This is a genomic window from Streptomyces sp. NPDC057694, from assembly GCF_042799415.1.
GTDB lineage: Bacteria > Actinomycetota > Actinomycetes > Streptomycetales > Streptomycetaceae > Streptomyces.
Window position 1 is genome coordinate 438,914 of sequence record NZ_JBHVIX010000004.1, and the last position, 18,285, is coordinate 457,198.

21 protein-coding genes are annotated in these 18,285 nt (G+C 73.3%); 11 read left to right on the top strand and 10 right to left on the bottom strand.

The genetic code is table 11. The annotated features are described in order from the left end of the window. Positions 1-2: 2 nt before the first annotated feature. Positions 3-1,187 (bottom strand): MFS transporter, encoded by a 1,185-nt coding sequence (locus ACFVDP_RS14160; RefSeq protein WP_383488381.1) that lies wholly within the window; start codon positions 1,185-1,187, stop codon positions 3-5. 76 nt (positions 1,188-1,263) lie between these two features. Here ACFVDP_RS14160 and ACFVDP_RS14165 point away from each other — a divergent pair, with 76 nt between their 5' ends. The 3 genes from ACFVDP_RS14165 to ACFVDP_RS14175 all read left to right on the top strand — a co-directional run bounded on the left by ACFVDP_RS14165 (position 1,264) and on the right by ACFVDP_RS14175 (position 3,598). Next, positions 1,264-2,268, top strand: a complete 1,005-nt coding sequence (locus tag ACFVDP_RS14165) for a transcriptional regulator (RefSeq protein ID WP_383488384.1) — start codon at positions 1,264-1,266, stop codon at positions 2,266-2,268. Positions 2,269-2,418: 150 nt separating this feature from the next. Further along, complete coding sequence (locus ACFVDP_RS14170) at positions 2,419-3,294, top strand: undecaprenyl-diphosphate phosphatase (protein WP_383488387.1); 876 nt, start codon at positions 2,419-2,421, stop codon at positions 3,292-3,294. A 109-nt stretch (positions 3,295-3,403) separates the two neighbouring features. After that, positions 3,404-3,598: a CsbD family protein gene (locus tag ACFVDP_RS14175; RefSeq protein ID WP_383488390.1), complete on the top strand. Its 195-nt coding sequence runs from the start codon at positions 3,404-3,406 to the stop codon at positions 3,596-3,598. 45 nt (positions 3,599-3,643) lie between these two features. Here ACFVDP_RS14175 and ACFVDP_RS14180 read toward each other — a convergent pair whose 3' ends face one another. Both ACFVDP_RS14180 and ACFVDP_RS14185 read right to left on the bottom strand, forming a co-directional pair. After that, positions 3,644-4,342: a VWA domain-containing protein gene (locus tag ACFVDP_RS14180; RefSeq protein ID WP_383488392.1), complete on the bottom strand. Its 699-nt coding sequence runs from the start codon at positions 4,340-4,342 to the stop codon at positions 3,644-3,646. A 50-nt stretch (positions 4,343-4,392) separates the two neighbouring features. Then, on the bottom strand, positions 4,393-5,625 hold the full coding sequence (locus tag ACFVDP_RS14185) for an erythromycin esterase family protein (RefSeq protein ID WP_383488395.1): 1,233 nt from the start codon (positions 5,623-5,625) through the stop codon (positions 4,393-4,395). Positions 5,626-5,694: 69 nt separating this feature from the next. Here ACFVDP_RS14185 and ACFVDP_RS14190 point away from each other — a divergent pair, with 69 nt between their 5' ends. Further along, entirely contained in the window at positions 5,695-6,480 is a 786-nt protein-coding gene (locus ACFVDP_RS14190; protein WP_383488398.1) for a TioE family transcriptional regulator, read from the top strand. Between the two features lie 94 nt (positions 6,481-6,574). Here ACFVDP_RS14190 and ACFVDP_RS14195 read toward each other — a convergent pair whose 3' ends face one another. After that, complete coding sequence (locus tag ACFVDP_RS14195; protein ID WP_383488401.1) at positions 6,575-7,288, bottom strand: SDR family NAD(P)-dependent oxidoreductase; 714 nt, start codon at positions 7,286-7,288, stop codon at positions 6,575-6,577. A 101-nt stretch (positions 7,289-7,389) separates the two neighbouring features. On the opposite strand from ACFVDP_RS14195, the gene ACFVDP_RS14200 reads away from it, so the two are divergent. From ACFVDP_RS14200 to ACFVDP_RS14210, 3 genes are all read left to right on the top strand, one after another. Further along, the gene (locus ACFVDP_RS14200) at positions 7,390-8,229 is read left to right on the top strand and encodes a helix-turn-helix transcriptional regulator (protein ID WP_383488403.1); all 840 of its coding nucleotides are present in this window, start codon (positions 7,390-7,392) and stop codon (positions 8,227-8,229) included. Positions 8,230-8,234: 5 nt separating this feature from the next. Beyond that, on the top strand, positions 8,235-8,987 hold the full coding sequence (locus ACFVDP_RS14205; protein WP_383488406.1) for a tyrosine-protein phosphatase: 753 nt from the start codon (positions 8,235-8,237) through the stop codon (positions 8,985-8,987). Between the two features lie 90 nt (positions 8,988-9,077). After that, positions 9,078-9,251, top strand: a complete 174-nt coding sequence (locus ACFVDP_RS14210; RefSeq protein WP_383488408.1) for a hypothetical protein — start codon at positions 9,078-9,080, stop codon at positions 9,249-9,251. Between the two features lie 15 nt (positions 9,252-9,266). Here the strand turns inward: ACFVDP_RS14210 and ACFVDP_RS14215 are convergent, their stop codons facing one another. After that, positions 9,267-10,007, bottom strand: coding sequence for an SDR family oxidoreductase (locus ACFVDP_RS14215; protein WP_383488411.1), 741 nt, complete (start codon positions 10,005-10,007; stop codon positions 9,267-9,269). A gap of 19 nt (positions 10,008-10,026) precedes the next feature. Continuing rightward, complete coding sequence (locus ACFVDP_RS14220; protein ID WP_383488413.1) at positions 10,027-10,683, bottom strand: hypothetical protein; 657 nt, start codon at positions 10,681-10,683, stop codon at positions 10,027-10,029. A gap of 69 nt (positions 10,684-10,752) precedes the next feature. On the opposite strand from ACFVDP_RS14220, the gene ACFVDP_RS14225 reads away from it, so the two are divergent. Next, a complete protein-coding gene (locus ACFVDP_RS14225) occupies positions 10,753-11,229 on the top strand; it encodes a nuclear transport factor 2 family protein (protein WP_383488416.1) in 477 nt (158 codons plus the stop codon). Positions 11,230-11,327: 98 nt separating this feature from the next. After that, positions 11,328-12,860, top strand: a complete 1,533-nt coding sequence (gene lnt / locus ACFVDP_RS14230) for an apolipoprotein N-acyltransferase (protein WP_383488584.1) — start codon at positions 11,328-11,330, stop codon at positions 12,858-12,860. A 504-nt stretch (positions 12,861-13,364) separates the two neighbouring features. On the opposite strand, the gene ACFVDP_RS14235 is transcribed toward lnt, so the two are convergent. Then, positions 13,365-14,267: a Gfo/Idh/MocA family protein gene (locus ACFVDP_RS14235; protein WP_383488419.1), complete on the bottom strand. Its 903-nt coding sequence runs from the start codon at positions 14,265-14,267 to the stop codon at positions 13,365-13,367. Beyond that, the gene (locus tag ACFVDP_RS14240; protein ID WP_383488422.1) at positions 14,264-15,499 is read right to left on the bottom strand and encodes an FAD-dependent monooxygenase; all 1,236 of its coding nucleotides are present in this window, start codon (positions 15,497-15,499) and stop codon (positions 14,264-14,266) included. The genes ACFVDP_RS14235 and ACFVDP_RS14240 overlap by 4 nt, the downstream gene beginning before the upstream one ends. 113 nt (positions 15,500-15,612) lie before the next feature. Between ACFVDP_RS14240 and ACFVDP_RS14245 the strand changes: the two genes are divergently transcribed. Then, positions 15,613-16,257: a TetR/AcrR family transcriptional regulator gene (locus ACFVDP_RS14245; RefSeq protein ID WP_383488424.1), complete on the top strand. Its 645-nt coding sequence runs from the start codon at positions 15,613-15,615 to the stop codon at positions 16,255-16,257. An 82-nt stretch (positions 16,258-16,339) separates the two neighbouring features. Then, positions 16,340-16,807 carry a hypothetical protein gene (locus ACFVDP_RS14250; protein WP_383488427.1) on the top strand — a complete coding sequence of 156 codons (468 nt, stop codon included), beginning with the start codon at positions 16,340-16,342 and terminating at the stop codon, positions 16,805-16,807. Between the two features lie 70 nt (positions 16,808-16,877). Here the strand turns inward: ACFVDP_RS14250 and ACFVDP_RS14255 are convergent, their stop codons facing one another. Both ACFVDP_RS14255 and ung read right to left on the bottom strand, forming a co-directional pair. Beyond that, on the bottom strand, positions 16,878-17,444 hold the full coding sequence (locus tag ACFVDP_RS14255) for a hypothetical protein (protein WP_383488430.1): 567 nt from the start codon (positions 17,442-17,444) through the stop codon (positions 16,878-16,880). A gap of 90 nt (positions 17,445-17,534) precedes the next feature. Beyond that, positions 17,535-18,218 (bottom strand): uracil-DNA glycosylase, encoded by a 684-nt coding sequence (gene ung / locus ACFVDP_RS14260; protein ID WP_383488432.1) that lies wholly within the window; start codon positions 18,216-18,218, stop codon positions 17,535-17,537. Positions 18,219-18,285 lie beyond the last annotated feature (67 nt).

Consider the following 18,285-nt stretch of genomic DNA (forward strand, 5'->3'; position numbering starts at 1 on the left):
GCTCAGGCGCGGGCCACCGGACGCGCCGGGACGGGTTCCCGCAGCCCCGGTCCCAGGGTCAGCGTCACCCCCACCGACAGCACCGCGAGGGTCACCATGGCCGCGGCCGGCGAGGCGAGCTGCGCCAGGGTGCCCGCCACCAGGGCTCCTACTCCCTGCATCGTCAGCATCCCCGCCGTGTGCAACCCCAGGGCGTGGCCGCTGAGTTCGTCGGGGGTGAGCGCCACGAGGCGTTCCTGGAGGAGCAGGCTCGCCGAGAAGCCGACGGAGGCGACGGCCACCGCGGCCAGGGCAACGGGCAGCGACGGGCGCAGGCCGAACAGCAGGTAGGGCACGGCGAGCAGCAGGCGGAGCGGGGCTCCCAGGCGGGCCCGCCGGCGCGGGGGCAGGAAGCGGCCCGCCAGGATGTCGCCGGCCAGCATGCCGAGGGCGGCGCTCGCGAGCAGCAGGCCCGCGTGCGCGGTGTCGTACGGGACGAAGAGGGCCTCGCAGCCGACGATCAGGCCGTTGGGCACCCAGAGCGCCAGATAGACGTAGCGGCGCGGGACCGAGGACCACAGCAGGGCGTTGCCGCGCATCGTCTCACCGAGGGAGGGGCGGCCCGCGGCCCGGGGCGGGCGGGCGGTCAGGCCGGTGCGGGCCACCGCCGCCGACAGGACGTACAGGCCGACGGCGATCAGCAGGGTGCCGCGCGGGGACAGCGCCGTGACCAGGATGCCGCCGAGGGCGTAGCCGGTGATCTGGAAGATGCCGGCACTCATGTTGAGGACCGAACGGCCCAGCAGATAACCGTCCTTGTTCAGGATGTCGGTGAGCAGGCCGTAGCGGACGCCGCCGCCGAGCGCCGAAGGGACGCCCTCGAGGAGGACGAGGGTGAGCGCGGCGGCGGTCGGCAGGCCCGGCAGGGCCTGGACCAGGGTGGCCAGGCCCAGGAAGAGGGAGAGTCCGGCGAGGACCGCGCGCGGCGGCAGCCGGTCGGCCGCCGACAGGAGGGTGAGCGCGCCGACGACCTGGGCGAGCGCGGGCCCGAACATGGCGAGCGCGGACAGCAGCGGCGAGCCCGTCGAGGTGTAGACGAGCGAGCCGAGGGCGAGGCCGCCGACGGTCTGGGCGGCGACCTGGAGCGAGCAGGCGGCGAAAAGCGGGGAGAACTCGGGGGCGGCGAACAGGTCCCGGTAGGTACGCATGGACGGAGGCTGCGCGGGTTCGGCGGGCGGACGTTAATGTTTCGCGGTACGGCGAAACGAGCGGGGCGGGGTGGGTGTGGGGATCTGGCAGGTCGACGCCGACACGCTCGCGGGCAGCCGGTTCGTGGTGTCGTCGCTCGCGGAGACGACGGCGAGCCTCAAGAAGCTCGCCGCCCCGAGGGCCGCGCACCCCGGCGAGCGCCGCTGGCTCGACACCCATCTGCCCGCCTACCGCGCCCGGCTGGCCGGGGATCCGGTGACGGCGGCGCTGCTGGACGCCGCGTTCGGGGCGACTTGGAACGCGGACTTCTTCACCCCGACCCCGTACGGACGGTCCGATCTGGACCTCGACGAGGGGCTCGCCCGGATCGCGGCCACGCCGTCGGACGCCGTGCGCGCGGACCTCACGCTGTCGTGGCCGGGGCCGCTGCCTGCCGGGCTCGCGCACGCCGACGACCTGGGGCCGCGTGCCGCGCGGCTCCTCGACTGGGTGTGGCGGGCGACGGTGCTGCCCGAGTGGCCGCGGCGGCGCCGGGTCATCGAGGCCGATGTGGTCGCGCGGACCCGGGAGTTGTCGGTCGGCGGCTGGGCCGCGGCGTTCGGCGCGCTGCGGCCGACGATGCGCTGGCTGGGCGAGGGCCGGCTGCGGATCAACGCCCACGACTATCCGCCCCGGGACATCTCGGGGGCCCGGCTGCTGTTCGTGCCGGTGACCCCGCAGCAGGGCTGGGTGTCCTGGCCGGAGCCGCCGCCCGGTTCGGCCGTGCCGGTGGACCGGTACGCGGTGGTGTACCCGTGCGCGGGCGCGCTCGCCGACGCGGGCCGGGCAGTGGCGCCGGACGGGCTGGCCGCGCTGCTGGGCGCGGCCCGCGCCCGGGTCCTGGTCCTGCTAGACCGGCCGCTGACGACGACCCAGTTGACGGCGCTGACCGGTCAGGGGCTCGGCTCGGTGGGCCGGCATCTGAAGGTGCTGGCCGACGCCCGCCTCGTGGGCCGCCGCCGGGCCGGGCGCTCGGTGCTGTACTTCCGCACGCCGGCCGGGGACACCCTGCTGTCGGCCCAGCGTGACCTGGATGTCTAGCGGGCTTTGCCTTCCCGTCACTTGGGGCCGTTACCGTGCCCACGCGTGTGCCCGCCGTCGCCGTGGTGACAGGGGTGCGTACGTCCCCGTCCTGTCCGGTCCGCACCCGCGGCCGGTCCCGTCTCCGGCCCCTGGATCGCGTACCTCTCCATGTCTTGGTTCGAATCTTTCATTCTCGGTCTCGTCCAGGGGCTCACGGAGTTCCTGCCGATCTCGTCCAGCGCCCATCTGCGGCTGACGGCGGCCTTCGCCGGCTGGAGCGATCCGGGTGCCGCCTTCACGGCGATCACCCAGCTCGGCACGGAGACGGCCGTGGTGCTGTACTTCCGCAAGGACATAGCCCGGATCATCTCGGCGTGGTTCAGATCGCTGACCGACAAGACGATGCGCGGTGACCACGATGCCCAGATGGGCTGGCTCGTGATCGTCGGCTCGATCCCGATCGGTGTCCTCGGCGTCGCGTTCAAGGACCAGATCGAGGGCCCGTTCCGCGATCTGCGGCTGACGGCGACGACCCTGATCCTCATGGGTGTCGTGCTCGGCATCGCGGACCGCCGTGCCGCCCGCGACGAGATCGGCGGCAAGCACCGCGCCGTCACCGCGCGCAAGGAACTCAAGGACCTGTCGGTGAAGGACGGCCTGATCTACGGGCTGTGCCAGGCACTGGCCCTGATCCCCGGCGTCTCCCGCTCCGGCGCCACGATCAGCGGCGGCCTCTTCCTCGGCTACACCCGTGAGTCGGCGGCCCGTTACTCGTTCCTCCTCGCCATTCCGGCCGTACTGGCCTCCGGTGTCTTCGAGTTGAAGGACGCGACGGAGGGCGGACATGTGTCGTGGGGGCCGACGGTGTTCGCGACGCTGATCGCGTTCGGCGTCGGGTACGCGATCATCGCGTGGTTGATGAAGTACATCTCCACCAAGAGCTTCATGCCGTTCGTGTACTACCGGATCGCGCTGGGCATCGCGCTGATCGTGCTGGTGACCATGGGCGTGCTGAGCCCGCACGCCGCCGAGTCGGCCGGGTAGGACCGCCGCCGCAAGCCGCTCCCGGGGCGGTGCGCGCCTCCGGATGCGTGCCGCGCGACCCGCCCGTAACGTCACAGACGACCCCCTACCACCTCATCGAGGAGTCGTCATGAGTGGCAACGACAACGCCATGGACAAGGCCAAGGGCAAGGCCAAGGAGATGCTGGGCAAGGCCACCGGCAACGAGCGCATGAAGACCGAGGGCAAGGTCGATCAGGCCAAGGCCGACACGGCGAACGTGCGCGACAAGGCCGCGGACAAGATCAAGGGCGTGCGCGACTCCCTGAGCGACGACGACGGGTGACGACGCGGGCGACGCCCGCCCCCGCCCGGCCCGTCCGGGGCTCGCTCAGGCGATGATCCCGGCGGCGGTCGCGGCCCGGAGCCAGTCGGGGAACTCCCCTGTCAGTCGGTCGTAGAGCACCGCGTCCGGGATCAGCTTCGGGTCCTTGCCCGCCGGGAAGAACCCGGCGTTGTCCACGACGCGCCTGTCCGGGACCGCCAGCTCGTCGAGCTTGCGCAGGAAGTCGAACTTGTCCTTGCCGTAGCCGACGAACTGCCAGAACAGCGGCAGCTTGGCGGCCTTGCACAGGGTCTGTTCGGCGGCGCGGCGGGAGTCCGGGGAGCCGTCGGTCTGGAAGATGACGAGGGCCGGGCTCCCGGCGCCGCTGTCGAGGTAGTGGTCGATGACCGCGTCCATGGCGGCGGCGTAGTCGGTGGTGCCCATGTGCCCGTACGCACGGTGCAGTTCGGCGATCCGCCCCTGGTAGTCGTCGACGCCGATGTCGACGGCGGGCCGGGCGTCGCTGTCGAAGAAGACGGTGGGGACGACACCGTCGTCGTCCAGGTTCACCGACAGGGCCAGCACCTGCTCGGCGAGGTGCTGCATGCTGCCGTTCTTGTAGTAGCGGCGCATGCTCCCGGACCGGTCGAGCACCAGGTAGACGGCGGCCCGCAGCCCCGTCAGCCCCTGCTTCTCCAGGGACACGGCGGCGGTCTTGGCGAGGCTGACGAGCCCGGCGGGCACCTTCTCGTAACTGATGGGCATGGGGACGATCCTCGCAGGGCCGTGGGCCGGTGTTCGCACCCGCCCGTCCCTCATCGCGGGGCCGGAGGAGAGTCCTTGACGAACACGAGGGCGTCGCAGTCCCCGAGATGGGACGGGTCGAACGAGGCGTAGCCGAACCACGGCGAGGCGCGGGGCGCGGGCGCCGGGTCGCCGAGCAGCTCCGCGAGCGCGGCCGGGTCGACGACACAGCGGTCCTGCGGCAGCGCGTACAGGAGACCTTCGAGGGTGTCCGGGGGCGGGGTGTCGACCCCCTGGTGGCGGATCGTGCCAAGGGCCGTGGCCACGAACGCGTACCGCTCCCCCAGCCGGGCCGCCACGAGCGCGCCGGCGCTCCACCAGTGCAGCAGCGGAAAACCGTCCATGCGCATGGTGCTCCGGGGGCGCTGCAGATGGGAGTTGTGGGCGAAGACCAGGGTGGGGGCGCGCTCGGCGAGGGCGAGGAGATTGTCGGCCATCATCGAGTCGCGCACGGCGAGCAGCCGGGTCATCCGGTGCGGCGAGGTGTCGGCCATGCCGTGGTGGTAGCGGAGCAGGCCGACGGCGGTCCGCCCGTGCAGGCGGGCCCGGTCCCAGGCCTCCCGCGAGGCCGCCCCGATCAGCTGCGGGGTCTGCGCGTCGAGCAGCGCCAGCAGGTCGTCGGCGAGCAGCCGCAGCCGGGACGCGTCGGCCGACCGGCCCACCGAGCGCGCCGGGTCCCGCATCGCGGCGGGCTCGGTCCACCGCTCGTCGGCGCCGAGCAGGTCGTCGAGGGTCCGCGCCGGGCACGGCAGCAGGTTCGCGTCGCCGTGGTCCGCGAGGAAGGCGTGGAGCGAGGTGAGGGCCCGGCGCGGGCTCTCGGCTCCGGTGATCTCCAAGGGGCCGTCGAACCCGGCGAAGCGCACCTGGTCGGCGGCGGGCCTGCCGTCGTTGAACTCCCGCATCCAGCGGACGAGTTCGCGGTTGGCGGCGGACGCGCCCAGGCCGTGGCTGAAGCCGTGCCGCATGGCGTCGTCGAGCGCGTCCGGGCCCGTGCGGGCGCCGGTGACGTGGTCGTCGACGGCGAGTCCGCGCAGGCAGTCGCTCTCGATGGTGATCGTCCGGTAGCCCGCCTCCTCGACGAGGTGCCGGAACTGCGTGTTGCGCAGGTCGAGGAGCGAGTCCTCGCCGTGGGTCGGCTCGCCCAGGGCCAGGAGCCGGGGGCGGTTGGTGGGAAGCAGCCGCAGGACGGCGGCGGCTCCGATGGGATGGACGGTGTGCGCGATGTCGACAGCGTCGATACTCATGCCGTCAACGCTATCTTTGAACTCTCGGTGGAGACTTCTTCCGAGTAGGGCTCGGAAAGCGGGAGATACGTGGGCTCCAAGCCTCAATCACGAGTGCGGCTCAGGCCTGTCGATCTGGCGCGCGGGCACGGTCTGTCCACGCAGGCGGTCCGCAACTACGAGGAGGAGGGCATCCTCCCGGCAGCCGCGCGCACCCCGCACGGATACCGCACCTATACGCCGCTGCACGCGCTGGCGCTGACCGCGTTCCGCGCCCTGGTTCCCGGGCACGGTCACGCGACGGCGACGGCGGTCATGCGGGCGGTGAACGAGGGCGCGGTGGACGAGGCGTTGCGCATCGTCGACGAGAGCCATGCCCAACTGCTGGAGGACCGGCGGACCTTGCGGGCCGTGGAGCACGCCCTGCGCGGCCTGGAGTCCGTCCCCGCCGCGGCTCCCGGACGGGCCGTCCGGTTCATCGGGCCGCTCGCGAAGGAGCTGGGCGTCAGGCCCGCGACCCTGCGCAAATGGGAGCAGGCCGGGCTCGTGCGGCCGCGCCGCGACCCGGTGACCGGATACCGCGTGTACGACGAGGCCGATGTGCGCGACGCCCGGCTTGCTCATCAACTGCGGCGCGGCGGCTACCTGTTGGAGCAGATCGCCCCGCTGATCGACCAGGTGCGCACGGTGGGCGGCACCGAGCCGCTGGAGGGCGCGATGCGCGACTGGCACGACCGGCTGTCGGCCCGCGCCCGCGCGATGCTGACGGGCGCCGCCGGGCTGGAGAGCTATCTGCGCGGCCGCGAGGACAACCCCGGCGACGGCGCGACGGATCAGGGACAGCCGGAAACGGCGGTGGGCAGCTCGCGCGCCTGATGTACGGGGATCAGCTGTACGGGAATCAGTCGTACTGGAATCAGTCGTACGGGGATCAGTCGTCCGGGGACCGGCGCGGCCGCGTCGTCGCAGGTCACCAGGGCACGGGGCCCGACGCGGCGAAGAATCCGCCGGTCGGTCCGTCCGGGCCGAGCTGTGCCATCCGGACGATGATCTCGGCGCCCTCCTCGACCGTCTGGGTGCCGGAGTTGCCGTTGAGGTCGGTCTTGGTGAAGCCGGGCTCGACGGAGTTGACCCGGATGTTCGGGAACGCCTTCGCGTACTGCACCGTGAGCATGTTCACGGCCGTCTTGGAGGCCGGGTAGGCGATGCCCGGGTAGAAGCCGGCGGGGGCGTCCGGGGTGGCGATGAGCGCCATCGAGCCGAGACCGCTCGCCACGTTCACGATGACGGGCGCGGCGGAGCGGTTCAGGAGCGGCAGGAAGGCGTGGGTGACCCGGAGCGTGCCGAAGACGTTCGTCTCGAAGAGCGGGCGGAGGGTGTCGACGGTCTCGTCGGCGGGGGCGACGATGCCGTTGTCGGCGGTGCGGCCCTCGATGCCGGCGTTGTTGACCAGTACGTCGAGGACCCCGTCGTGGGCCTCGCCGATCGTCGCCGCGGCGGCGGCGACGGAGTCCTCGTCGGTGACGTCGACGACGACGTGGCGGGCGCCCAGCTCCTCGGCGGTGCGACGGCCCTTCTCGGGGTCGCGGCTGCCGATGTAGACGGTGTGGCCGGCTTCGATCAGACGGCGGGCGGTTTCGCGGCCGAGGCCCTTGTTCGCCCCGGTGATGAGTGTCGTGGTCATGGGTCAAGCCTCCGGCGAAGCGTCCCGTCCTGCCAGCCGTCCCGTCTTCCTGGGACTGCCGGTACCAGGAAGATCCGCGCGCGAGAGGGCACAGTGGGGGCATGAGCAACGACTTCGGGGACGCCGTCCGGCGCTGGCGGGACCGCGTCCGGCCCGAGTCGGCCGGACTCACCCCGGTGGGGCAGCGGCGCGCCGCCGGGCTGCGCCGCGAGGAGCTGGCGCTGCTGGCCGGGATCTCCGCGGACTACGTCACCCGGCTCGAGCAGGGCCGGGCCTCCCACCCCTCGGACCAGGTCGTCGCGGCGCTGGCCCGCGCGCTGCGGCTGTCCGGCACCGAGCGCGAGCACCTGTTCCGTCTCGCGGGCCTGGTGCCGCCCGGCCGCGACCGGGTGCCCGGCGCGCTCACGCCGAGTGTGCACCGCCTCCTGGAGCGGCTCGCCGGGACCCCGGTCGCGGTCTTCGACGCCGCCTGGACGCTGCTGCTCGCGAACCCGCTGTACACGGCGCTGCTCGGCGAGCGCCCGCAGTGGCGCGGCCACCGGAGCAACGGCGTCTGGTGGACGTTCCTCGGCCCGCCCGGCCGGGTGCGGCTGAGCCCCGCGGAGCGCCGGGCGATGGAGGCGGCCCTCGTCGCGGACCTGCGGGCGACGGCGAGCCGCTATCCGGCCGACCCGGAGCTGGCCGCCCTGATCGCCGAAGTCCGCTCGGACAGCCAGCGGTTCGCGGCGCTGTGGGACGCGGGCGCGGTGGGCCGGCACGAGGCGGCCCGCAAGACGGTCGACCACCCGGAGGTCGGCCCGCTGACCCTGGACTGCGACATCCTGACCGTCGCGGGCGACGATCTGCGCGTCATGGTCTACACGGCCGAGCCGGGTACACCGGACGCGGACGCGCTGGCCCTGCTGTCCACACGGGTGGTGCCGGCGCTGTTCGTATCCTGACCCGCATGACACGCCACATCGCCTTCGCCCATCTCCACAACTTCCGTGACCTGGGCGGATATCGCACCCTCGACGGCCGTACCGTCCGCTGGGGGCGGCTCTACCGCTCCGACGCGCTGTCGAAGCTGAGCCCGGCCCTCGACGACGCCACCGCCGAGCGGGCCGACTGGGAGAGATACACCGGCCTCGGCATACGCACCGTGATCGACCTGCGCTACCCGCGTGAGATCGCCGCGAGTGGCCGGGTGCCCGAGATCCCCGGCCAGAGCTGGGTCAATCTCAGCGTGGAGCGCCGCCCGTACGACCAGACGGTGATCGACCCGGCGGTCGACCCGTGGCGCCATCTCGCCGACCGCTATCTGGAGGTCGCCCACGACGGCGCCGACGAACTGCGGCAGGCCCTCGACCTGATCGCGTCCACCGATGAACCGCTGGTCTTCCACTGCGCCTCCGGCAAGGACCGCACCGGCCTGCTCGCCGCGCTCGTCCTCACCCTGCTCGGGGTCCACGAGGACGATGTGGCGGCCGATTTCGCTCTTACCGAACTCGCCAGGGATCGTCTCCTCGCGGACTGGAAGGCGGCGCACGAGGGCCGTGAGCCGGGCTGGCCCGGCTTCGGGCGCGCACCCGAGACGATCATGCGGCTGTTCCTCGCCGACCTGTCCGCGCAGTTCGGGAGCGTGCAGGGGTACGTCACCGAACACCTGGGTATGGACGAGGAGTTGACCACCCGGCTCCGCAAGGGACTGCTCAGCTGACCGTCAACTTCGCGCCATAAACGATCACTTGGCGCAGTCGACCGCTCGCTCAGGGTTCACATTCGGTCGCGCCGCCCTTAGCCTTGGCACATGCCATCTGCCACCCGCCGGCCCGCGCGGACCGCCGAGGAAGTGAACGAACAGATCCGCGGACTGTGGCTGCGTGCGGGCGGGAGACTCACCGCCGAGCAGCGCACGCAGTACGAGTTGTTGGTGACCGAGTGGGCCCAGGCCATGCGCACCGAGGTCGTCGAGGCAGCCTGATCCGGGCCCGTCCGGTCAGCGTCCGCCCGCGACGCGCAGCACCGTGCCCGTCGTGTAGGCGGCGTCCGCCGAGAGCAGCCAGCTGATCGCCGCCGCGACCTCGTCGGCCGTGCCCGCCCGGCGCAGCGGCAGACCGCCCGCCATCCGTTCGGCCCGGCCGGGGTCGCCGCCCGCGGCGTGCATCTCGGTGTCGATGATGCCGGGGGCGACGGCGTTGACGCGGATACCGGCCGGCCCGAGTTCCTTGGACAGGCCGACGGTGAGCGTGTCGACGGCGCCCTTGGACGCGGCGTAGTGGACGTAGTCGCCGGGGCTGCCCAGGGTCGCCGCCGCGGAGGAGAGGTTGACGATCGCGCCGCCGCCGGACGCGGTCATGTCGCGGGCCGCGCGGCGGCAGCACAGCAGTACGCCGAGGACGTTGACGTCGACGATCCGGCGCAGGTCCTCGGTGCGCGCCTCGGCGAGGGGGCCGAACGGTCCGGCGACACCGGCGTTGTTCACCAGGCCGGTGAGCGGGCCGAGTTGTTCCTGCACCGAGTCGAACAGCCGCTCCACGTCGGCCTCTTGGGACGTGTCGCCGCGCAGGACCACGCAGCGGGCACCGGCCGCGCGCACCGCCTCGGCGGTGCGCTGCGCCGCGGACTCGTCCCGGACGTAGGACAGGGCGACGTCGTGGCCGTCCCGGGCGAGACGCAGCGACGTGGCGGCGCCGATGCCCCGGCTGCCGCCGGTGACGAGCGTGATGGGGCGGGTCAATCGAGCCTCCTGGCAGTGATCATGTCGCGCGGGGCGAACCGTACCAGCGCCACTTGCCGACCCTTTCCCGGCCCGGCAGTTCACCGCGTCCGGTCGCCCACAGCAGCGTCGGCCAGGGCTCGCTGTCGGTGGGGGCGTCGGGGAAGAGCCGGTGCAGGGTGCGGGCGCACAGGCCGGCGGGCGGCTCGAAGGGGACGCCGAGGCCGAGGGCCATGTCGTGGGCGTGCAGCAGCGTCTCGACGACGCCCATCGCGGCGAAGCCCTCGGGGTCGGAGGCGCCGAAGACGTGATGGCCGCGGGCGTCGGCCGGGGTCCCCCGCACCACGGCGACGAGCAGTCCGCCGCACGCCTCGAGCACCCCCAGCAGTCCGGCCGGGCCCGCCTCCAGCTCCGCGGTGACGGTGTTGGCGGGGCCCTGCGGGCGGCGCCGGGAGAAGCCGAAGCTCACGTAGTCGTCGGCCAGCGGCCGTGTCGAGCCGATCTGGGCCGCGTACGCGAACAGGTCGTCGGCCAGGTGCTCGCCGGTCTCCCAGCACGTCCACTCCAGCGGCCCGGCCGGGACGTGCCAGTCGGCGCCGGTCGCGGGGCTCAGGGCGTCGACGGTGATCCGGACGGCGTGCGCGACGTCGTCGGCCGTGACGGGGCCGGGTACGGGGGTGTTCGGCTCTGCTGACATGGGGTGACGGTAACAGCGACCTGACGCACGCCTCTTGGCTGTGCGCGCCGGGGCCCCGAGACTGACTCGATGACGCAGCGTGTGGAACTCGCGACCGTCCTCGACCGGCTCGCTGTCGACGAGTTGGTGACCGACTATGCCGTGACCGTGGACGACGGGGACTGGGCGGCGTACCGCGCCCTGTTCGCGCCGGACGGCCGCGCCGACTACCGGGCGGCGGGCGGTGAGGAGGGCGGCGCCGAGGAGATCGCCCGGTGGCTGACCCGGACCATGGAACTGTTCCCGATGCGCCAGCACCTGATCGTCAACCGACGCGTGGGCTTCGGCCGCCTCGACCGGGACGTCGGCGACACCGCCCTGGTCCGCGCCGACTACATCAACCCCATGCGGTTCACGGGCGCGGACGACGGCGGCGCCCCGGACTTCGTGTGCGGCGGCCGGTACGCGTTCGAGCTCGTCCGTACGTCCCTCGGCTGGCGGATGCACCGGGTGACCGTCCACGAGAAATGGCGACGGGCTCCGCAGCGCTCGGCCACGGGTGTGTGAGCCGGACGGCGCCCACTGTCGTTGATCGCCGCCGACGCGCACACTGAAGGCACGTGACCGATGACGGCGGCAGTCGTACGAGGTGGGAGGCACGGCGGATGCGGGGATGGCGGCAGCGGCTCGGCACATCGCCCTGGTGGCGCGGGGCCGCCGCGGCGGGGGCGGGCGCACTGCCCGCGCTCGCGTTCCCCGCGCCCGCGCTGTGGTGGTTCGCGTACGTGGCCCTCGTGCCCTGGATGCTGCTTGCGCGCGCTGCGCCGACGCCGCGCCGCGCGGCCCTGGACGGCTGGCTGGGCGGCTTCGGATTCATGCTGGCGGTGCACCACTGGCTGCTGCCCAGCCTGAACGTCTTCACGGTCGTCCTCGCGGCGCTGCTGGGTGTGTTGTGGGCGCCGTGGGGCTGGCTGCTGCACCGGCTGCTACACGGCCGGCCGTCGTCGCGGCAGGCGGTGGCCGCGCTGGTCGTGGTGCCCTCGGCGTGGCTGATGGTCGAACTGGTCCGGTCCTGGCAGGGGTTGGGCGGCCCCTGGGGCATGCTGGGCTCCAGTCAGTGGCAGGTGGGTCCGGCGCTGCGGCTTGCCTCGGTGGGCGGCGTGTGGCTGCTGAGCCTGCTCGTCGTCGCCGTGAACACCGCGGTGACGCTGCTCGTCGTCGCGCACGGCGCCCGCACCACGGCGGTGGCCGGGCTCGTGGCGACGGTGGCGGTGACCACGGCCGCGTCGGCCTGGGCGCCGCGCCCGCAGACCGACGGCACCGCGCGCGTCGCCGTCGTCCAGCCCGGAGTGATCGGCGGCGCCGAGCGCCGCTTCGACCGGGAGGAGACCCTCACCCGACGGCTCGCCGGACGCGATGTCGACCTGGTCGTCTGGGGCGAGAGCAGCGTCGGCTTCGACCTGGCCGAACGCCCCGACCTGGCCCGCCGGCTCGCCGCGCTGTCCCGGCGCGTCGACGCGGACATCCTGGTCAATGTGGACGCGCGACGCTCCGGGGGCATCTACAAGAGTTCGGTCCTGATCGGGCGCGACGGTCCGACCGGTCCGCGCTACGACAAGATGCGCCTGGTGCCGTTCGGCGAGTACGTGCCCGCCCGCTCGTTGCTCGGCTGGGCGACGTCGGTGGGCAAGGCGGCCGGCGAGGACCGCAGGCGCGGTACGCACCAGGTCGTCATGGACGCCGGGGCCCTGCGGGTCGGGCCGCTGGTCTGCTTCGAGTCGGCGTTCCCCGACATGACCCGCAATCTGACCAAGGACGGGGCCCGGTTGCTGCTCGCGCAGTCGTCGACCTCGACGTTCCAGCACAGTTGGGCGCCCGAGCAGCACGCGTCGCTGGCGGCGTTGCGGGCCGCCGAGACCGGGCGGCCCATGGTGCACGCGACGCTGACCGGGGTGTCCGCGGTGTACGGGCCCGACGGTTCACGGGTCGGCCCGTGGCTCGGTACGTCGTCGAGCACGGCCCGGGTGTACGCGGCGCCGACCGCCCACGGCACGACCCTGTACGTCCGCTTCGGCGACTGGCCGGTTCACGGGGCGGCCTCGGTGCTCCTGGTCCTGGGCGCGGCGGAAGCCGTGCGCCGGCTGCGCCGCCGGGCCGCCCTGTCCCACGCCCACGCAGTTCCCCGCGCCCCTAGGTAGCCATTCACCCGCGGCCCGGTGGGGGCTGGTCGCGCAGTTCCCCGCGCCCCCAGGTCGCCATTCACCCGCAGCCCGGTGGCCGCTTCTCGCGCAGTTCCCCGCGCCCCTGAGATGCGCACTTCGTGCGCCATCTCATCAAAGGCGCGCCACCCACCCGTCAGGAGAGGCGCGCCACCTGCCCAAGGCGGAGGCACGGCCCCTGCCCCGTGTGGACGCGCCCCATGTCCCGAGCGGAGGCGCGCCCCCATGTCCCGAGCGGAGGCGCGCCCCCTGCCCCGTGTGGAGGCACGGCCCCTGCCCCGTGTGGAGGCGCGGCCCCTGCCTCGGGTGGAGGCGCGCGCAGCGCAGCCTCAGGGGGAGGCGGCGCGAAGCGCCTGACTCAGGGGCGCGGGGAACTGCGCGAGAAGCGGCCACCGGCCCGCACCCGACCGACAACCCCACAAGGGGCGCGGGGAACTGCGCGACCAGCCACGACGCAAGCCGCACCTGCCGACGGGCCCAAACTCACACCCCGCTCAAAACCCCCCGCACAACCCGCTCACACAACTCATGCGTCCCCAGCGCATCCCGCCCACTGACAACCTTCCCGGCCCGCACAGCATCCAGAAACGCCAGGGCCACCTGCTCGATCCCCCGCTGGCGAGCGACCGGCACCCAGTCACCCCGCCTGCGCACGGTCGGCTGCCCCTTGTGGTCGACGACCTCGGCGAGGTTGACCACCTGCCGCTTGGTGTCCTGCCCGGAGACCTCGAGAATCTCCTCGGTGGAACCGCTGAGCCGGTTCATCACTCCGAGCGCGGTGAACCCGTCACCGGCGAGCTGAAGCACGACATGGTGCAGCAGACCGTCCTCGACCCGGGCCCGGACGGTGACGTCGTCGATGGTGCCCGGCACCAGGAACCGCAGAGTGTCCACGACGTGGATGAAGTCGTCGAGGATCATCGTGCGCGGCTCCTCGGGAAGCCCGACCCGGTTCTTCTGCATCAGGATCAGCTCGCGCGGATGCTCGACGCACTGCGCGTAACCGGGCGCGTAACGCCGGTTGAAGCCGACGGCGAGACTGACCCCGCGCTCGTCGGCGAGGTCCACGAGGCGTTCCGATTCGGCGAGTTCGTAGGCGAGGGGCTTGTCGACGTACGTCGGCACCCCGGCTTCGAGGAGCCGCCTCACGATCTCGGGGTGCGTGGCGGTCGGCGCGTGCACGAACGCGGCGTCGAGCCCCTGCGCGAGCAGCGCGTCCAGATCGGCGTGGCGCTGGGCCGACGGGATCCGGTACTGCTCGCCGACCCTGGTGAGGGTGGCGGGCGTGCGGGTCTGCAGATGCAGTTCGATGCCGGGCTGTGCGGCGAGCACGGGCAGATAGGCCTTCTGGGCGATGTCGCCGAGTCCGATGCAGCCGACCTTCACGTCCGGTACTCCTCTGTGTCTGTCCCCGTCGCGTGCGTCCGGGCAGCATACGGCGGCTGTGGCGGCCGCCAGTCCGCGATGCCGTCCATGCCGCGCAGCAGGAAGGCCGGGCCGAGGACACCGGCGGCGCGGATCACGGTGTTGCGCACGGCGATCGCGGGGCGGTTGGTGAGCAGGTTCAGCCGGCTGACGGACATCGCCTTCCGGGCGACGGCGGTGGTCCGCGGCTGCCGTACGCGCGTGTAGCCGGCCAGGTCCGGCGGGGCGCCGGCCGGGGCGTGGTGGGCGAGGACGACCGCGTCCTCGATGGCCTGGTTGCCGCCTTGCCCGAGCATCGGCGCCATGGCGTGCGCGGCGTCGCCGAGGAGGGCGACCCGGCCTTGGTGGAAGGCGGGCAGCGGTTCGGCGACGTGGTGGACGTCGTGGCGCAGGATCCGGCCGGGCTCGGCCGCGTCGACGATCGCCGGGATGGGATCGTGCCAGGTCCCGAACCTGCGCCGGAGTTCGGTCCGTTCGTCCCCGCCGGGCGCGACGGCCCCTTCCGGCGCGCGGGCGGCGGCGTACGCGTAGACGGTGCCGTCGGCGAACGGGTGCGTGCCCCAGAGCCGCCCCGGCCCCCAGCTCTCGTGCTGCGCGAAGGAACGGCCCAGCGGCGGCACGAGCACCCGCCAGGTGGTGAATCCGCTGTACACGGCGCCGGGGTGCCCGGGGAACAGTGCGGCGCGCACCCCCGAGCGGATGCCGTCGGCGCCCACGACCAGTTCCGCCGTCAGTTCGTCGTCGCCCGTCACGATCCGGGCGGGCCGCGTCGCGTCCCCGGGGTCGGCGAGACGTGCGGCGCACCCGGTGCGTACGGCGCCGGCCGGCAGTCCTGCCGCCAGCTTGTCGATCAGCGTCGCGCGGTGCAGCAGGACCAGCGGACCGCCGAACCGCTCGGCGGCGAGCCGTGGGTCGGTCCGCGACAGCCAGCGCCCTCGCGGTGTGAGCAGCCCGCCGTCGCCCTCCCAGGCGGCCAGGGAGCGGATGTCGTCGCCGAGTCCGACCACGTCGAGGGCGCGCTGCGCGTTGGGCGCGAGGGAGATGCCCGCCCCGACGGGCTTCAGCTCGCGCGCCTTCTCCAGGACGGTGACCCGCCAGCCGCGCAGATGCAGCGCGAGCGCGGCGGTGAGCCCGCCGATGCCGCCGCCGATCACGACGGCCCGGGCCTGCCCTGCGGGTTCGCTGGATGCCATGACGCCTCCTCCTAGTGCGCGCAGGTGAACGCGAACGACCCACCTCACTACACCTGTAGTGAACGGATGCCATGACCGTACTACAGCTGTAGTGCACCGGGTAGATTGTTCTCATGCCCAACCAGCCCGCCCCTTCCCCGCCCCCTTCCCCGGCCCCTTGCCCCGCCCCGCGCCCCGACCTGTCCCGCGCCGACCGCATCTCCGACGCCGCCCTGGTCCTCCTCGCCACGCGCGGCATGCGCGGTCTGACCCACCGCGCCGTCGACGAAGCGGCGCACCTGCCACAGGGCTCGACGTCGAACCACGCCCGCACCCGGCTGGCCCTCCTGGAGGCGGCGGTGCGACGGCTCGCCGTGCGCGAGGGGCAGGTGCTCGCCGTGGAAGAGCTGCCGAGCCCCGCGGCCGGCCTGCCGGGCCTGGTCGACGGCATGGCCCTGGCCCTGCACCGCTACCTCACGCGCCATCCCCAGTTGCTCGTCTGCCGCTACGAGCTGGCCCTGGAGGCGACCCGGCGGCCCGAGCTGCGCGTCTTCTTCGACGAGGCGGGCCGCCGGTTCCGGGAGCCACTCACCGCGCTCCTGCGCGCGGCGGGCTCACGCGATCCGGACCGGCACACACTGTCGCTGGTGGCCTGGACGGAGGGAATGATGTTCTCGTGCGTCGCGGGCTCCTTCCACGCCACGGCGCCGAGTCTCACGGAACTGCGCGAGGGATACCGGGAGTTGCTGCACGGCCTCCTCGGGCCCGAAGCCTCGTAGATCCCCCGGCGCATCACCCGTGTGGGGCAACCTCGCCGATTCGGGTTCCCCCACCGCCCCACGGTCCACCAGAGTGGCGCGGGTGCTCAGAACCACCAGCTCAGCCACGCTTCTGCTGACCGCGGCGGCCGCCGCCGTCACCGCGGTCACCGCCACCGGATGCGTGAGCGTCAGCGCGCCGCCCGCTCCGGCCGCGCCCACCCCGTCCGCCACGGCTCCCGCGCCGCGCCCGGAGGGCCATTCCGACGGCCGGCCGCTCGTCCAGGGCCCCGCCCGCGAGGCCCTGCAACGGACCGAACCGTCCCCCCACCGCTCCCCCGCCGCACCGCGGCACGCCGAGACACCCCGCGCCCCCGCGCACCACGCCGTACCGTCACCGCGCAGGGCGCCGGACACCGTCGCCCCCGCGCACACCACGGCGCCGAGAGCGGAGCGCCCCGTCGTCCCGGCGCCACCGCACACCGACGTCTGCGCCCTCGGCCGCCAGTACGGCGGCTGGGACCCCGACAGCCCTCAGGCGACCATCTGCAAGGACACATACGGCGGTTGACCGCCCGAACCGCCCTACTACTCCACCCCGCCCCGTCCCGTCCCATCTGAAACCAGCCCTGCCTCCCCCGTCACGAACCGGTCCGCGGCGGCCCGAGCGGCTCCCCGCCGGGCCGGCCCCCGTCGTCACCACGACCGCCGCGTCCCCCGTCGTCGCCGAGGTCCTCCGCCGGCAGCTTCGCCACCTCCGCGTCGAGCCGCGTGAGCGCGGCCCGTACACCGGCCGCGTGCCCGTCGGCCGCGGTGTCCCCGAGCGGGGCCGCGGTGGCGCGCGCCCGCGTCAGATGGCTGCGGGCCGCGCCCGGGCGGCCCAGCTTCACGTAGTCGCCCGCCAGGCTCAGATGCAGCGACGGATACAAGGCCCGCAGCGCCGGCGACGGTCTCTCGCCGCAGGAGTCCGCGGCGGTCAACGCCCGCAGGTCCCACGCCAGTTCGGCGGACGGGTCGGTCTGGGTGCGGGCCAGATAGTGCGCGAGCGTGCAGCGGTGCAGCGGATCGCCGCCCTCGCCCAGCTCCGACCACAGAAGGAGCAGCCGGTCCCTGGCCTCCTCGCGGTCACCGGCGTGGTGCAGCATGACCATCTGCCCGATCCGGGTGGGCAGCGCGTCGTCCGCCGCCTGCTCACGCTGCTGTGCCACTGGTGCCTCCAAGCTCGGAAACCGGCTCGCCCACCGGTCACGGCTTCCGACGCTAACCGCCGCCGACGGTGATCCAGGGCAGGCGCGGCCTCAACCGAGGTCCGGGATGCGCCAGTCGATCGCCTCGTGGCCCTGGGCCGCCACCGCCTCGTTGATCTGCGTGAAGGGCTGCGAGCCGAAGAACTTCTTCGCGGACAGCGGCGAGGGGTGCGCGCCCTTCACGACGATGTGCCGCTCGGTGTCGATGAGCGGGAGCTTCTTCTGCGCGTAGTTGCCCCACAGCACGAAGACCGCCGGGTCGGGCCGGTCGGCCACCGAGCGGATCACGGCGTCCGTGAACTTCTCCCAGCCCTTGCCCTTGTGCGAGTTGGCCTCGCCCGAGCGCACCGTGAGCACCGCGTTCAGCAGCAGTACGCCCTGCTGGGCCCACGGCATCAGATAGCCGTTGTCCGGGACGGGAGTGCCCAGCTCGGCCTGCATCTCCTTGTAGATGTTGCGCAGCGAGGGCGGTGTCTTCACCCCGGGGCGCACCGAGAAGCACAGACCGTGCCCCTGGCCCTCGCCGTGGTAGGGGTCCTGGCCGAGGACGAGCACCTTCACCCGGTCGTACGGCGTGGCGTCGAGCGCGGCGAAGACCTGGTCGCGCGGCGGGTAGACGGGGCCCCTGGCGCGCTCCTCCTCGACGAACTCGGTGAGCTCCTTGAAGTAGGGCTTCTGCAGCTCCTCGCCGAGGACGCCGCGCCAGGACTCGGGCAGCATCGCGGTGTCGGTCACGTCAACAACCTCCGGGGTACGAGCACTTGCACGGCCGCGCGCGCCGTCATGACACGCGCGGCCGCAT

Coding starts and splice junctions, on each gene's coding strand:
- ACFVDP_RS14160 (WP_383488381.1), bottom strand. CDS start 1,187: ATGCGTACCTACCGGGACCTGTTCGCCGCCCCCGAGTTCTCCCCGCTT.
- ACFVDP_RS14170 (WP_383488387.1), top strand. CDS start 2,419: ATGTCTTGGTTCGAATCTTTCATTCTCGGTCTCGTCCAGGGGCTCACG.
- ACFVDP_RS14175 (WP_383488390.1), top strand. CDS start 3,404: ATGAGTGGCAACGACAACGCCATGGACAAGGCCAAGGGCAAGGCCAAG.
- ACFVDP_RS14180 (WP_383488392.1), bottom strand. CDS start 4,342: ATGCCCATCAGTTACGAGAAGGTGCCCGCCGGGCTCGTCAGCCTCGCC.
- ACFVDP_RS14185 (WP_383488395.1), bottom strand. CDS start 5,625: ATGAGTATCGACGCTGTCGACATCGCGCACACCGTCCATCCCATCGGA.
- ACFVDP_RS14195 (WP_383488401.1), bottom strand. CDS start 7,288: ATGACCACGACACTCATCACCGGGGCGAACAAGGGCCTCGGCCGCGAA.
- ACFVDP_RS14200 (WP_383488403.1), top strand. CDS start 7,390: ATGAGCAACGACTTCGGGGACGCCGTCCGGCGCTGGCGGGACCGCGTC.
- ACFVDP_RS14205 (WP_383488406.1), top strand. CDS start 8,235: ATGACACGCCACATCGCCTTCGCCCATCTCCACAACTTCCGTGACCTG.
- ACFVDP_RS14210 (WP_383488408.1), top strand. CDS start 9,078: ATGCCATCTGCCACCCGCCGGCCCGCGCGGACCGCCGAGGAAGTGAAC.
- ACFVDP_RS14220 (WP_383488413.1), bottom strand. CDS start 10,683: ATGTCAGCAGAGCCGAACACCCCCGTACCCGGCCCCGTCACGGCCGAC.
- ACFVDP_RS14225 (WP_383488416.1), top strand. CDS start 10,753: ATGACGCAGCGTGTGGAACTCGCGACCGTCCTCGACCGGCTCGCTGTC.
- lnt (WP_383488584.1), top strand. CDS start 11,328: ATGCGGGGATGGCGGCAGCGGCTCGGCACATCGCCCTGGTGGCGCGGG.
- ACFVDP_RS14240 (WP_383488422.1), bottom strand. CDS start 15,499: ATGGCATCCAGCGAACCCGCAGGGCAGGCCCGGGCCGTCGTGATCGGC.
- ACFVDP_RS14245 (WP_383488424.1), top strand. CDS start 15,613: ATGCCCAACCAGCCCGCCCCTTCCCCGCCCCCTTCCCCGGCCCCTTGC.